Source organism: Ectopseudomonas oleovorans (genome assembly GCF_003052605.1).
Classification (GTDB): Bacteria; Pseudomonadota; Gammaproteobacteria; order Pseudomonadales; family Pseudomonadaceae; genus Aquipseudomonas; species Aquipseudomonas oleovorans_A.
Genome location: NZ_QASO01000118.1, coordinates 1 through 14311, shown reverse-complemented (window position 1 = coordinate 14311; position 14311 = coordinate 1). Strand labels below are relative to the sequence as shown.

The following is a 14311-nucleotide window of genomic DNA, read 5'->3' as shown; positions in this document are numbered from 1 at the left end:
TCCATGGCCAATCACGTCCGGGCCTTGCAATGCGTGCACTTATCCGGCGAGCCAAACGATTCATAACAATAAAGTGCCTGGAGGTCGTCCTTGATCCAGTTTTTACTCAACCGGGAGCTGCGCACCGAGCATGCCCTGGACCCCAACGTCACCGTGCTCAACTACCTGCGTGAGCACGTCGGCAAAACCGGAACCAAGGAAGGCTGTGCCTCCGGCGACTGCGGTGCCTGCACCGTGGTGGTAGGCGAGCTCGAGGGCGACCGCGTACGCTACCGCACCCTCAACTCCTGCCTGACCTTCGTCTCCAGCCTGCACGGCAAGCAACTGATCACCGTCGAAGACCTCAAACACCAGGGCAAGCTGCACAGCGTGCAGCAGGCGATGGTCGACTGCCATGGCTCGCAGTGTGGCTTCTGCACACCCGGCTTCATCATGTCGCTGTTCGCCCTGCAGAAGAATTCGAGCGGCTACGACAAGGGCGCCACGCTGGAAGCCCTGGCCGGCAACCTGTGCCGCTGCACCGGCTACCGCCCGATCATCGACGCCGCCGAGCAGGCCTGCTGCCAGAAGCAACCGGATCAGTTCGATGCCTTCGAGAGCAACACCGTGGCCCAGCTCAAGGCCATCGCCCCGCGCGAGACGGCCGAACTCAATAGCGGCGACAAGCGCTGCCTGGTGCCGCTGACCGTGGCCGACCTGGCCGACCTCTACACCGCCAACCCGCAAGCCCGCCTGCTCGCTGGCGGCACCGATCTGGCCCTGGAAGTCACCCAGTTCCACCGTGAACTGCCGGTGATGATCTACGTCGGCCACATCGAAGACATGAAGCGCATCGAAGTGACCGACAGCGCCATCGAGATCGGCGCTGCCGCTGCGCTGTCCGGCTGCTACGCAGCGCTGTCACGCGAATACCCGGACTTCGGCGAGCTGCTGCACCGCTTCGCCTCGCTGCAAATCCGCAACCAGGGCACCTTGGGCGGCAATATCGGCAACGCCTCGCCCATCGGCGACGCCCCGCCGCTGCTGATTGCCCTCGGCGCGCAGATTGCTCTGCGCCAGGGCAACACCCGGCGCATCCTGCCGCTACAGGACTACTTCCTCGACTACAAGGTGACCGCGCGCCAGGAAGCCGAATTCATCGAGAAGATCATCGTGCCGCGCGCCCAGGCCTACCAGGCGTTCCGCGCCTACAAGGTGTCCAAGCGCCTGGACGACGACATCTCCGCCGTCTGCGCCGCCTTCAACCTGACTATCGTCGACGGCGTGGTCACCGAAGCGCGCATCGCCTTCGGCGGCATGGCCGCCATCCCCAAGCGCGCCAGCGCCTGCGAAGCGGCCCTGGTCGGCTCGACCTGGTATCCGGGCGTGATCGAACGCGCCTGCAACGCACTGGCTGAGGACTTCACCCCGCTGTCGGATTTCCGCGCCAGCAAGGAATACCGCCTGCTCACTGCCCAGAACCTGTTGCGCAAGTTCTTCCTGGAGCAGCAGTCGCCCGAGATCAAAACCCGGGTTACCGCTTACGCCTAAGAGCCTGTTCTAAGGGCGCAGTGAATTGATCCGCCGCCGGCCAGCCCGGCTGGCATGCGAAGTTTTGGAGGCGAAGATGTCCAGTCATATCGAACACAAATCCCAGGAAGAGCTGGCCGCCCTGTTCCGCGCCGGCATGACCAGCGGCGTCGGCCGCAGCGTCAAGCACGAGAGCGCAGACAAGCACGTGTCCGGCGAAGCGGTCTATGTCGACGACCGCCTGGAGTTCCCCAACCAGTTGCACGTCTATGCGCGCCAGTCGGATCGTGCCCATGCGCGCATCCTGCGCATCGACACCCGCCCCTGCTACGAGTTTCCGGGCGTGGCCATCGCCATCACCAAGGATGACGTGCCGGGCCAGCTGGACATCGGCCCGGTGGTCGCCGGCGACCCGCTGCTGGCCGACGGCAAGGTCGAGTACGTTGGTCAGGTGGTGCTGGCGGTAGCCGCTGACAGTCTGGAAACCGCGCGCAAGGCGGCCATGGCCGCCATCGTCGAATACGAGGACCTGGAGCCGGTGCTCGACGTGGTCGAGGCCTACCGCAAGAAGCATTTCGTACTCGCCAGCCACACCCACCGCATCGGCGACTCGGCCAGCCAGTTGGCCAGCGCCCCGCGTCGCCTGCAGGGCACCCTGCATATCGGCGGCCAGGAGCACTTCTACCTGGAAACCCAGATTTCCTCGGTGATGCCGACTGAAGACGGCGGCATGCTGGTCTACACCTCGACGCAGAACCCCACCGAGGTGCAGAAGCTGGTCGCCGAAGTGCTTGGCGTGCCGATGAACAAGATCGTCATCGACATGCGCCGCATGGGCGGCGGCTTCGGCGGCAAGGAAACCCAGGCCGCCGGCCCGGCGTGCCTGTGCGCAGTGATCGCGCACCTCACCGGCCGGCCGACCAAGATGCGTCTGCCGCGCATGGAAGACATGAGCATGACCGGCAAGCGTCACCCCTTCTACGTCGAGTACGACGTCGGCTTCGATGACGACGGCCTGCTGCACGGCATCGAGATGGACCTGGCCGGCAACTGCGGCTACTCGCCGGACCTGTCCGGCTCCATCGTCGACCGCGCCATGTTCCACTCGGACAACGCCTACTTCCTCGGCAACGCCACCATCAACGGTCACCGCTGCAAGACCAACACCGCCTCGAACACCGCCTACCGTGGTTTCGGCGGCCCACAGGGCATGGTCGCCATCGAGGAAGTGATGGACGCCGTGGCCCGCAGCCTGGGCAAGGACCCGCTGGAAGTGCGCAAGCTCAACTACTACGACAAGACCGAGCGCAACGTCACCCACTACCACCAGACCGTCGAGCACAACGTTATCCACGAGATGACCGCCGAGCTGGAGGAAAGCGCCGAGTACGCCAAGCGTCGTGAAGAAATTCGCGCCTTCAACGCCAAGAGCCCGGTATTGAAGAAAGGCCTGGCCATGACCCCGGTGAAATTCGGCATCAGCTTCACCGCCACTTTCCTCAACCAGGCCGGCGCGCTGATCCACATCTACACCGACGGTTCGATCCACCTCAACCACGGCGGCACCGAGATGGGCCAGGGCCTCAACACCAAGGTCGCGCAGGTCGTCGCCGAGGTGTTCCAGGTCGATATCGAGCGCATCCAGATCACCGCCACCAACACCGACAAGGTGCCCAACACCTCGCCGACCGCAGCAAGCAGCGGCGCCGACCTCAACGGCATGGCGGCGAAGAACGCAGCCGAAACCATCAAGCAGCGCCTGGTCGACTTCCTGGTGCGCGAGTACAAGGTCACCCCGGAGGACGTGGAATTCCGCAACGGCCAGGTACGCGTGCGCGAGCACTTCCTGTCCTTCGAGGAGATGATCCAGAAGGCCTACTTCGGCCAGGTCTCGCTGTCCTCGACCGGCTTCTACCGCACGCCGAAGATTTACTACGATCGCGACAAGGCGGCTGGCCGCCCCTTCTACTACTACGCCTACGGCGTGGCCTGCGTGGAAGTGCTGGTGGACACCCTGACCGGCGAATATCGCATGCTGCGCGGCGACATCCTGCATGACGTCGGTGACTCGCTGAACCCGGCCATCGACATCGGCCAGGTCGAAGGCGCCTTCGTCCAGGGCATGGGCTGGCTGACCATGGAAGAGTTGGTGTGGAACGCCAAGGGCAAGCTAGAGACCTGCGGCCCGGCCAGCTACAAGATCCCGGCCATCGCCGACATGCCCATCGACCTGCGCGTGAAGCTGGTGGAAAACCGCAAGAACCCGGAAGACACCGTGTTCCACTCCAAGGCCGTGGGCGAACCGCCCTTCATGCTCGGCATCGCTGCCTGGTGTGCCCTGAAGGACGCCGTGGCCAGCCTGGCCGACTACAAGGTGCAACCGCAGATCGACGCCCCGGCCACGCCTGAGCGCGTGCTCTGGGGTGTGGAGCAGATGCGCAAGTTGAAGGCTACGGCCAAGGCTGCCAGCGCTGCCGAGGTCGAACCGGCCTGACCTGGCGCAGCCTCAGGCCGCCGTGGGAGGGGCTTTAGCCGCGACTGTCGCCGCTGCAACTGCAGGGATGCAGGAGGTAGAGCGAAGCAGGATGCCCGAGCCGAAAGCGCCTCCCACAGCCCTGCGACTGCGAACGAATGATGAATGGGTGTACAACAATGACAAAACACACCGAACCGAATAATCCACCCGCTCGTCCGGCGCCGGAGCCGATTCTCGACCCGTCGCCGAGCAACTGGCGCCTGCCGCGCCCGGGACAGACCACGCCTTCCTGGAGGCTGAGCAAATGAGCTGGATCAGTGCCCTCGCCGAGCTGCAGCAACAAGGTGAAGCCTGCGTGCTGGTGACCAGCATCGAGGAACGCGGCTCGACGCCGCGTAATGCAGGCTCGAAGATGGTGGTCACCGCCGAGCGCATCTTCGAGACCATCGGCGGCGGCCATCTGGAATACAAGGCCATGGAAATGGCCCGCGAGATGCTCGCCAGCCGCAGCCAGGACACCCGCCTGGAGCGCTTCTCCCTCGGCGCCAGCCTCGGCCAGTGCTGCGGCGGCGCCACCGTGTTGTTGTTCGAGCCCATGGGCCAGCCGCAGGCGCAGATCGCCGTATTCGGCGCCGGCCATGTCGGTCGCGCGTTGGTACCGCTGCTCGCCAGCCTGCCGTGCAAGGTGCGCTGGATCGATTCGCGGGAGAACGAATTTCCCGAGCACATCCCCGCCGGCGTGGAGAAGATCGTGGGCGACGAGGTGGTCGACGAGGTGGAGAACATGCCGCCCGGCAGTTACTACATCGTCATGACCCACAACCACCAGCTCGATCTGGAGCTGACCGCGGCGATTCTCAAACGCGGCGACTTCGCCTATTACGGCCTGATCGGCTCGAAGACCAAGCGCGTCAAGTTCGAGCATCGCCTGCGCGAGCGCGGCTTCGAAGAAACCCTGATGGCGCGCATGCGCTGCCCCATGGGCCTGGCCGAAGTGAAAGGCAAGCTGCCGGTGGAAATTGCCGTGTCCATCGCCGGCGAGGTGATCGCCACCTATAACGCAAGCTTCGGTCAGGACGTGAAAAAGGGTGAGTCCAGCGTCGCCAAGCTATTGCCGGCCTCGCGCCGGTCCTGACTCTGCCTAATTCGCAGCGCGCCCAGTAGGGTGCGCCGCGCGCACCAATAACACCGCATTGCCCGTGGTGCGCACAGCACACCCTACGCACTGCCTGCCCCAATCGAGACGTAATAGATGACCACCAACATCAAAGCCTACCGCGCCGCCATCCTGCACAGCCTCGCCGACCCGGCTGTCGTCGGTATCGAGCAGTCCTACCAGTACTTCGAGGACGGCATCCTGCTAATTGAAAATGGCAAGGTCGCCCAGATTGGCGCGGCTGCCGAGCTGCTGCCCAAGCTGGCCGGTGTCGAGGTTCAGCACTACCGCGATGCGCTGATCACACCCGGTTTCATCGACACCCATATCCACTACCCGCAGACCGGCATGATCGCCTCCTACGGCGAGCAGTTGCTGGACTGGCTCAATACCTACACCTTCCCCACCGAGAAACAGTTCGAAGACAAGGCGCATGCCAGCGACGTGGCGGCGATCTTCCTCAAGGAACTGCTGCGCAACGGCACCACCACCGCCCTGGTATTCGGCAGCGTGCACCCGCAGTCGGTGGATGCCTTCTTCGAGCAGGCCGACAAGCTCAACCTGCGCATGATCGCCGGCAAGGTGCTGATGGATCGCAACGCCCCGGACTACCTGACCGACACCGCCGAAACCGGCTACGCCGAGAGCAAGGCACTGATCGAGCGCTGGCACGGCAAGGGCCGCCTGCACTATGCGGTCACCCCGCGCTTCGCTCCCACCAGTACACCGGAGCAACTGGAGCTGGCCGGTAAGCTGTTCGGCGAGTACCCGGGCCTGTACATGCACACCCATATTTCCGAAAACAAGGCTGAGGTGGCCTGGGTCAAGGAGCTGTTCCCTGCGCGCAAGGGCTACCTGGACGTCTACGACCACCATAAGCTGATCGGCCCGCGCGCGGTGTTCGCCCATGGCGTGCACCTGTGCGACGACGAGTGCAAGCGCCTCGCCGAGACCGGCTCGGCTGTCGCCTTCTGCCCAACCTCCAACCTTTTCCTGGGCAGCGGCCTGTTCGACCTGAACAAGCTGGAAGATCATGGCGTACGCGTCGGTCTCGGCACCGACGTCGGCGCCGGTACCAGCTTCAGCCAGCTGCAATCGCTGAACGAGGCGTACAAGATCATGCAGCTACAGGGTAAGAAACTCGATCCGTTCAAGTCGCTGTACCTGGCCACGCTGGGCGGCGCCAACGCCCTGTACCTGGACGACCAGCTGGGCAACTTCCTGCCCGGAAAGGACGCCGACTTCCTAGTGCTGGACTACAACGCCACGCCGCTGATCAGCTACCGCATGCAGCAGGCCAAGAGCCTGGAGGAGCGCCTGTTCGCCCTGACCATGCTCGGCGATGACCGTGCCGTGAAAGAGACCTTCGCCGCGGGTGTATCGGTGCACCAGCGCGATTGAAACGAACAGCCTGATCGCCTTGTAGGAGCCGGCTTGCCGGCGATCAATTCACTAGCGCATCGCTGGCAAGCCAGCTCCTACAAAAAAACGCCTCAACGTAGACACGCCAACAAGAAAGCCCCGATGCGCGAGCACCGGGGCTTTCTTGTTACACGCAGTCGATCAGCGATTGGCAGCGCTGCGGCCGGGTTTCTTCTTGGTCTGCAGCAGGTGCGAGAACACCGCGTGCAGATCGTCCGAGGCGCTTTCCTCGTCCAGGTTGAGTTTGCTGTCGATGTGATCCATGTGGTGCATCATCAGGTGCACCGCACGCTCGGCATCGCGCGCCTCGATGGCATCGATCAGCTGATTGTGCTCGTCATAGGAGCAGTGCGAACGGCCGCTGCTTTCGTACTGGGCGATGATCAGCGAGGTCTGCGACACCAGGCTGCGCTGGAAGCTTACCAGCGGCGCATTACGCGCGGCCTCGGCCAGCTTCAGGTGGAACTCGCCGGACAGGCGGATGCCAGCACCACGATCACCACGGGAGAAGCTGTCCTGCTCGTCCTTGACCATCTGCCGCAGCTCGGCCAACTGCTCGGCTGTCGCGTGCTCGACGGCCAGTTCGGTGATGGCGCGCTCAACCAGGCGGCGTGCATAGAAGATCTGCCGAGCTTCTTCGACGCTCGGGCTGGCGACTACCGCACCGCGGTTCGGACGCAGCAGTACCACACCCTCGTGGGCCAGTCGTGAGAGGGCGCGACGAATGATGGTGCGACTGACGCCGAAGATCTCACCCAGCGCCTCTTCACTCAGCTTGGTGCCGGGCGCCAGACGCTGCTCGAGAATGGCATCGAAGATATGGGCATATACGACATCGTCCTGAGTCCCGCTGCGGCTGCTTTTGCCCACGCGCGGCTGCTTCTTGAGAGGCTGCAATTGATCGTTCATTCTGGCTCGCGTCAATGAGAGTCGGCGACACTGCGACTCTACTGTGTTCTACCCGGTAGCTGACAAGCTCCGAGCGAAAAAACATCAGAAAAATTTGAGACAATTGTACACAAGTCAATCAGCCATCACACCCTTCGCTGTATGACGTCATAGCTGACCCTCGCCCGCATATCACCCACCTCTGAGCGCAGAACAACAAATTCTTTCTTTATATACAGCCGTCCTCTAAGTTCATTAGTTGCTAAGAACCCGGTCAGGCTGCTGAGCCGACGCTCGATCGAGCGTCGTCCTCAACCAAACCAAAATTCCATCCATTTGTTTTATAAGCATTTTATTTAAAGCCCTGAAGGGATTGTCGCCAAATCCATGCGCTTTTCCATCCGCAGGTTCGACTGGTGCGATTAATGCAACACTAAAAACATTAATTGCATTTTTTGTATACAAAAGCATAATCGCGCCTGAGTGACTTCTTGACCGCTCGGTCAACAACTTAGCCAGGAAGCACCACCGAAAACACCGCCTGCCTCAGAGAGCATTGTTCTTGCGCAAGGCTCTGGGCGGTACACAACAAGAGAGATGAGGAGTACCCGCTGTGGAAAGCGTCAAACAAGAACAACACGCGAATCAACTGGCAAGAGGTGGCCTGCTCGACCGCTTCTTCAAACTGACCGAGCACCGCACCACCATCAAGACCGAGCTGCTGGCCGGCCTGACGACCTTCGTCGCCATGGCCTACATCATCTTCGTCAATCCCAACATCATGGCCACTGCCGGCATCGATCATGGCGCCGCCTTCGTCGCCACCTGCATCGGGGCGGCCCTGGGCTGCTTCCTGATGGGCCTGTACGCCAACTGGCCAGTCGGCCTGGCGCCGGGCATGGGCCTGAACGCGTTCTTCACCTACACCGTCGTCGGTGAAATGGGCTACAGCTGGCAGATCGCACTGGGCGCGGTGTTCATCTCCGGCGTGCTGTTCATGATCATGAGCCTGTCGAAGATCCGCGAATGGCTGCTCAACAGCATCCCGATGAGCCTGCGCTTCGCCATGGGTGCCGGGGTCGGCCTGTTCCTTGGTCTGATCGGCCTGAAGACCGCCGGGATCGTCGTCGACAGCCCGGCCACCCTGCTGACCATGGGTTCGTTCAGTAACCCGTCGGCGCTGCTCGCCGCCGTATGCTTCCTGATGATCGCCGTGCTCAGCCACCGCAACGTGTTTGGCGCCATCCTCTTCAGCATGCTCGGCGTGACCGCCATCGGCTGGGCACTCGGCCTGGTGGAATACGGTGGCCTGGTGTCGATGCCGCCGAGCCTGGCCCCGACCTTCCTGGCCATGGATATCGCCGGCGCGTTCAACGTGGCGATGATCAGCGTGATCCTGGCGTTTCTCTTCGTGAACATGTTCGACACCGCCGGCACCCTGATGGGCGTCGCCCACCGCGCCAACCTGGTGGATGAGGATGGCAAGATCCAGAACCTGTCCAAGGCGCTGAAAGCCGACTCCACCTCGAGCGTTGTGGGCGCCATGGTCGGCTGCCCGCCGGTAACCAGCTACGTGGAAAGCGCTGCAGGCGTCGCCGCGGGTGGCCGTACCGGCCTGACCGCCATCACCGTCGGCCTGCTGTTCCTCGCGGCGATGTTCTTCGCCCCGCTGGCTGGCATGATTCCGGCCTACGCCACCGCAGGCGCGCTGATCTACGTAGCAATGCTGATGATGAGCGGCATGGCTCACATCGATTGGAAGGACCACACCGACACCATTCCGGCCATCGTGACCGTGGTGATGATGCCGCTGACCTTCTCCATCGCCAACGGTATCGCCCTGGGCTTCCTTACCTACGCCACACTCAAGCTGCTGACCGGTCAGAGCGACAAGGTATCGCTGAGCCTGTACGCCCTGTGCATCATTTTCATCGCCAAGTTCGCCTTCCTCTGACGGCTAACACCAGGCGCTGAACGAAACCCCGGCCTTGGTGCCGGGGTTTTCGTTTGTCTCGGTAACGGCAGGCACGCGAGCCATAAGCACGGCGCCAGCCCATACCCGGATTTGATCCGGGCTACGCAAGCAAGATCGCACGGTAGGGTGCGCCGTGCGCACCGCCTATATGCGCCCGGTGGAAACATCTCGAATTCGGTGCGCAAGGCGCACCCTACGCCGCCCATCACGCTATTCGTAATAGGCGCCCCACCGATGGGCCGTGTGATGGCTCACCCAGCAACAGCACCCCGAAATACAGCCAAAAAAAGCCCGCAGTGTGAGCGGGCGTAAGGACTCAAACGAGTCTGAGGGTGACAAGCATTCGTCTGGCAGGCTATTGGCCCGCCAGTCACTCAGCTACCGCGGTAGGTGGAGTAGCTGTAAGGAGAAATCAGTAGCGGCACGTGGTAGTGCTCCTGACCGGCATCGATGCCGAAGCGCAGGACCACGACATCGAGAAATGCCGTATCCGGCAGTTTCACGCCGCGTGCGCGGTAGTAGTCGCCAGCGTGGAAATGCAGCTGGTAGACGCCCGTGCGGTAGTCATCACCCTGCAGTACCGGCGCATCGCAACGGCCGTCGTGGTTGGTGGTAACGCTGTTGATCAGTTCCAGCTGCGCGCCTTCGACGCGGTACAGCTCGACCTTGATGTCACTCCCTGGGCAGCCGTGCGCGGCATCCAGTACATGTGTAGTCAAACGTCCCATGGGTCTCGGATGCCCGCGGCGCCTGGCGCCCTACGAACACCACACCTCCTCTACTCTGTTGAAATCGGCTCGTCGCAGTGCTCCGACGCAGTGGCAGGATAGCACGCAGATCGAATATAAAACACTTTTCCACTAAATTGTACACAATAAATCCAATTGAAATGCTGCCCATGCACCAAACCGGATCACTGCTCACATCATCGCCAGCCAGCAACCACGGCATGACCAGCGCACATTGCTGACCACCTCGGCAATTTTTTCGCGGTGGCACGCAGAGAAGAAAATGATGAAAAGTCGATTTACAAACGGCGACTAACTTTGTATACAATTACTCGTCCCGGTCGCGTAGCCGTCGATTACCCGGCACGCAGTGACCGCAACGTTCCAGATAGGAAGACTGCAGTGAACGCTGATTACCCACGCGATTTGATCGGCTACGGCGCAAACCCTCCCCACCCGCACTGGCCGGGCGATGCCCGCATCGCCCTGTCCTTCGTGCTCAACTACGAAGAAGGCGGTGAACGCAACATTCTTCACGGGGACAAGGAGTCCGAGGCCTTCCTCTCCGAGATGGTCGCCGCTCAGCCGCTGCAGGGTCAGCGCAACCTGTGCATGGAGTCGCTCTACGAGTACGGCAGCCGCACCGGCGTCTGGCGCCTGCTCAAGCTATTCAAGAAGCACGACATCCCGCTGACCATCTTCGCCGTGGCCATGGCCGCCCAGCGTCACCCCGAGGTGATCCGCGAGATGGTCACCGCCGGGCACGAGATCTGCAGCCATGGCTATCGCTGGATCGACTACCAGAACATGGACGAAGCCACCGAGCGCGAGCACATGCTCGAGGCCATCCGCATCCTCACCGAGCTGACCGGTGAACGTCCGCTGGGCTGGTACACCGGGCGCCTGGGCCCGAACACCCGACGCATCGTGCGCGAGGAAGGCGGTTTCCTCTACGACTCCGACACCTACGACGACGACCTGCCCTACTGGGACCCGGCCAGCACCGCAGAGAAGCCGCACCTGGTGATCCCCTACACCCTGGACACCAACGACATGCGCTTCACCCAGGTACAGGGCTTCAACAAGGGCGACGATTTCTTCGAATACCTCAAGGATGCCTTCGATGTGCTCTACGCCGAGGGTGAAGCCGGCGCGCCGAAGATGCTGTCGATCGGCATGCACTGCCGCCTGCTCGGCCGTCCGGCGCGCCTGGCTTCGCTGGCGCGCTTCATCGACTACGTGAAGAGCCACGACAAGGTCTGGTGCGCCCGCCGCGTCGACATCGCCAGGCACTGGCACGCCACTCACCCCTTCCGCGCGACCGAACAAGAGAGCCGCCCATGAGCCGTTTCCAGACCCTGACCCCTTCCAAGCTGAGCCGCGACGAGTTCATCAAAGCCTTCGCCGACATCTACGAGCACTCGCCCTGGGTCGCCGAGAAAGCCTACGACCTCGGTCTGGACCAAAGCGTGGACGATATCGACGGGCTGCAGCAACGCATGGCCGATATCCTCCTGTCCGCCAGTCATGAGGCGCAGCTGGCACTGATCAACGCGCACCCGGACCTGGCCGGCAAGGCTGCCGTGCGCGGCGAGCTGACTGCCTCCAGCACAGCCGAACAATCCGGCGCCGGTATTCATGAATGCAGCGCCGAGGAGTTCGCCCGCTTCACTGAACTCAACGACGCCTACAAGGCCAAGTTCGGCTTCCCCTTCATCAAGGCCGTCAAGGGCAGCAACCGCCACCAGATCCTGGCTGCCTTCGAGGAGCGCATTCACAACACGCCGGAGCAGGAGTTCGCCACCGCACTGGCCGAGATCAACAAGATCGCCCTCTTCCGCCTGCAGCAGCTGTAAGCGCTGCATCCCTCAACTCGAACAGAACAAGTAGAACAGCCATGCGTAGCCTGACCATCGAGCCCCTGAGCAAAGAAGCCTTCGCCCCTTTCGGTGACGTGATCGAAACCGAAGGCAGCGACTTCTTCATGATCAACAACGGTTCCACCCGCCGCTATCACAAGCTGGCCACGGTGCAGACCGCACAGCCGGAGGATCAGGCCATCATCAGCATCTTCAGCGCTGAGTCGCTCGAAATGCCGTTGACCATCCGCATGCTGGAACGCCATCCGCTGGGCAGCCAGGCCTTTATTCCGCTGCTCGGCAACCCCTTTCTGATCGTGGTCGCGCCAATTGGCGATGTACCTGTATCAGGGGCCGTCCGTGCCTTCCTCAGCAATGGCAGGCAGGGCATCAATTACCATCGCGGCGTCTGGCACCACCCGGTGCTGGCGATCGAAAAGCGGGATGACTTCCTGGTGGTTGATCGCAGTGGTTCCGGCAACAACTGCGATGAGCATTTCTTCAATGAGGACGAGCTTCTCCTCCTCAACCCCCACCAATAAGAGAAGCCCGGGGCTGGCGTGCCTATCCCGGGAAAGAGGTACAGATCGTGGAAGCACATTTCACCGAATGGCTAAACCTGGGCATCCGCTGGATCCATATGATCACCGGTATCGCCTGGATCGGCGCATCGTTCTATTTCGTCTGGCTGGAGAACAACCTCAACCGTAGCAATCCCCGCGAGGGCCTGTCGGGCGACCTCTGGGCAATTCACGGCGGCGGTATCTACCACCTGGAAAAGTACAAGCTGGCGCCGCCGAAAATGCCGGAGAACCTGCACTGGTTCAAATGGGAGGCCTACGCCACCTGGCTGTCGGGCGTCGCCCTGCTGCTGGTGGTGTACTACCTCAACCCGAGCCTGTACCTGGTCAAGCCAGGTGTCGACCTGGCACCAGCAGCAGCCATCGCCATCGGCCTCGGCTCCATGGCGCTCAGCTATGTGATCTACCACTTCCTCTGCGATTCGCCGCTGGGCAAACGCCCCGCCCTGCTCGGCGCCGTGCTGTTCGTGCTGATCATCGCCGCGGCCTATGGCTTCAGCCAGATCTTCAGCGGCCGCGCTGCGTACATTCATGTCGGCGCCATCATCGGCACCATCATGGTCGGCAACGTGTTCTTCACCATCATGCCGGCCCAGCGCGCACTGGTTAAGGCCATCGAAAACAACACCACGCCCGATCCGCTGCTGCCGGCCAAGGGCCTGCTGCGCTCGCGCCACAACAACTACTTCACCCTGCCGGTGCTGTTCATCATGATCAGCAACCACTTCCCGAGCACCTACGGCAGCCAGTACAACTGGGCAATCCTGGCCGGTATCGCGATTCTGGCGGTGCTGGTACGCCACTACTTCAACACCCGCCACGACAGCAGCAAGTACGTCTGGACCCTGCCGGCCGCAGCCCTGGGCATGATCTGCCTGGCTTACGTCACCGGCCCGCAAACGAAGTCGGTCAGCGCACCGGCAACGGCTCAAGCCCCGGCGATCAAGTACGCCCCCGTTCCTGCTACCGGTCGCCCTGGCAACCCCTCCACAACCAGCGAGCCTGCTGCCGAGGAAACCCAGGCAAAAGCCGATGCCAGCGAGGACTCAACCACTGCCGCTGACAGCGCGGCACCTGCTGCCAGCACCGATTTTGCCCAAGTCGAAAGCGTGATCCACGAGCGTTGCACCGTGTGCCACTCATCGAGTCCCACCAGTCCGATGTTCAGCACCGCGCCGGCCGGTTTCATGCTCGACACCCCGGAGCAGATGAAAGCGCAGGCAGCGAAGATCCATGCGCAAACCGTGGCCACGCAGATCATGCCGCTGGGCAACATCACCCAGATGACCCAGGACGAGCGCGACCTGATTGGCAGCTGGATCGCCAAAGGCGCTCAGATCAACTGATTGCCACACATGTCGCGCCCGTAACTGGGCGCGACATTTTTTAGGCTATGCCCCTAGGGGCTGTTGCCGTTTTGCACTAACCAGTTGATATGCAAGAGAAAATTCGTATCGTTGAAGCTCTTGCCCAACATCGATACGAGTTTACAATGCCCCGATTATTGCTCAGTGATGAGCATTGGTCGAAGCTGCGGGAAATTCTGCTGCGCAAGGCCATCTACAATAAGCGTGATCTACGAATAACCGTGGCGGGCATGCTGTACCGCATGCGCACGGGATGTCCCTGGAGAGATCTACCCAAGGCGTTCGGTAACTGGAATAAGGTCTATAAACGCTTCAATGCGTGGTCCGCAACTGGAAAATGGCTCAAGGTT

At 62.0% G+C, this 14311-nt stretch carries 12 protein-coding genes; 10 read left to right on the top strand and 2 right to left on the bottom strand.

Going from position 1 to position 14311, the window contains the following annotated elements:
* Positions 1 to 90: 90 nt before the first annotated feature.
* The 4 genes from xdhA (at position 91) to guaD (ending at position 6542) form a co-directional block, all read left to right on the top strand.
* Positions 91 to 1530, top strand: a complete 1440-nt coding sequence (xdhA, locus tag DBO86_RS19935) for a xanthine dehydrogenase small subunit (RefSeq protein WP_108234627.1) — start codon at positions 91 to 93, stop codon at positions 1528 to 1530.
* Positions 1531 to 1606: 76 nt separating this feature from the next.
* A complete protein-coding gene (gene xdhB / locus DBO86_RS19930) occupies positions 1607 to 4003 on the top strand; it encodes a xanthine dehydrogenase molybdopterin binding subunit (RefSeq protein WP_108234626.1) in 2397 nt (798 codons plus the stop codon).
* A gap of 286 nt (positions 4004 to 4289) precedes the next feature.
* A complete protein-coding gene (xdhC, locus tag DBO86_RS19925) occupies positions 4290 to 5120 on the top strand; it encodes a xanthine dehydrogenase accessory protein XdhC (RefSeq protein WP_108234625.1) in 831 nt (276 codons plus the stop codon).
* A gap of 117 nt (positions 5121 to 5237) precedes the next feature.
* The gene (gene guaD / locus DBO86_RS19920) at positions 5238 to 6542 is read left to right on the top strand and encodes a guanine deaminase (protein ID WP_108234624.1); all 1305 of its coding nucleotides are present in this window, start codon (positions 5238 to 5240) and stop codon (positions 6540 to 6542) included.
* Between the two features lie 162 nt (positions 6543 to 6704).
* Here guaD and DBO86_RS19915 read toward each other — a convergent pair whose 3' ends face one another.
* Positions 6705 to 7472 (bottom strand): GntR family transcriptional regulator, encoded by a 768-nt coding sequence (locus tag DBO86_RS19915; protein WP_003460856.1) that lies wholly within the window; start codon positions 7470 to 7472, stop codon positions 6705 to 6707.
* 592 nt (positions 7473 to 8064) lie between these two features.
* Between DBO86_RS19915 and DBO86_RS19910 the strand changes: the two genes are divergently transcribed.
* Positions 8065 to 9405, top strand: a complete 1341-nt coding sequence (locus DBO86_RS19910) for an NCS2 family permease (RefSeq protein WP_003460855.1) — start codon at positions 8065 to 8067, stop codon at positions 9403 to 9405.
* Positions 9406 to 9800: 395 nt separating this feature from the next.
* Here the strand turns inward: DBO86_RS19910 and uraH are convergent, their stop codons facing one another.
* Complete coding sequence (uraH, locus tag DBO86_RS19905) at positions 9801 to 10154, bottom strand: hydroxyisourate hydrolase (RefSeq protein WP_003460854.1); 354 nt, start codon at positions 10152 to 10154, stop codon at positions 9801 to 9803.
* Positions 10155 to 10556: 402 nt separating this feature from the next.
* Between uraH and puuE the strand changes: the two genes are divergently transcribed.
* The 5 genes from puuE to DBO86_RS19880 form a co-directional block, all read left to right on the top strand.
* On the top strand, positions 10557 to 11498 hold the full coding sequence (gene puuE, locus DBO86_RS19900; RefSeq protein WP_003460853.1) for an allantoinase PuuE: 942 nt from the start codon (positions 10557 to 10559) through the stop codon (positions 11496 to 11498).
* Positions 11495 to 12010, top strand: a complete 516-nt coding sequence (uraD, locus tag DBO86_RS19895) for a 2-oxo-4-hydroxy-4-carboxy-5-ureidoimidazoline decarboxylase (protein ID WP_108234623.1) — start codon at positions 11495 to 11497, stop codon at positions 12008 to 12010. The genes puuE and uraD overlap by 4 nt, the downstream gene beginning before the upstream one ends.
* Before the next feature lie 41 nt (positions 12011 to 12051).
* Positions 12052 to 12555 carry an ureidoglycolate lyase gene (locus tag DBO86_RS19890; protein WP_108234622.1) on the top strand — a complete coding sequence of 168 codons (504 nt, stop codon included), beginning with the start codon at positions 12052 to 12054 and terminating at the stop codon, positions 12553 to 12555.
* A gap of 47 nt (positions 12556 to 12602) precedes the next feature.
* Positions 12603 to 13940: a urate hydroxylase PuuD gene (locus DBO86_RS19885; RefSeq protein ID WP_108234621.1), complete on the top strand. Its 1338-nt coding sequence runs from the start codon at positions 12603 to 12605 to the stop codon at positions 13938 to 13940.
* 146 nt (positions 13941 to 14086) lie between these two features.
* On the top strand, positions 14087 to 14311 hold a 225-nt coding region (locus DBO86_RS19880), incomplete at its 3' end, for a transposase (RefSeq protein ID WP_146173219.1).

Excerpts from the sequence above, each read along its gene's own strand:
- xdhB (WP_108234626.1), top strand. The coding sequence starts at position 1,607 with ATGTCCAGTCATATCGAACACAAATCCCAGGAAGAGCTGGCCGCCCTG.
- xdhC (WP_108234625.1), top strand. The coding sequence starts at position 4,290 with ATGAGCTGGATCAGTGCCCTCGCCGAGCTGCAGCAACAAGGTGAAGCC.
- guaD (WP_108234624.1), top strand. The coding sequence starts at position 5,238 with ATGACCACCAACATCAAAGCCTACCGCGCCGCCATCCTGCACAGCCTC.
- DBO86_RS19915 (WP_003460856.1), bottom strand. The coding sequence starts at position 7,472 with ATGAACGATCAATTGCAGCCTCTCAAGAAGCAGCCGCGCGTGGGCAAA.
- uraH (WP_003460854.1), bottom strand. The coding sequence starts at position 10,154 with ATGGGACGTTTGACTACACATGTACTGGATGCCGCGCACGGCTGCCCA.
- uraD (WP_108234623.1), top strand. The coding sequence starts at position 11,495 with ATGAGCCGTTTCCAGACCCTGACCCCTTCCAAGCTGAGCCGCGACGAG.
- DBO86_RS19890 (WP_108234622.1), top strand. The coding sequence starts at position 12,052 with ATGCGTAGCCTGACCATCGAGCCCCTGAGCAAAGAAGCCTTCGCCCCT.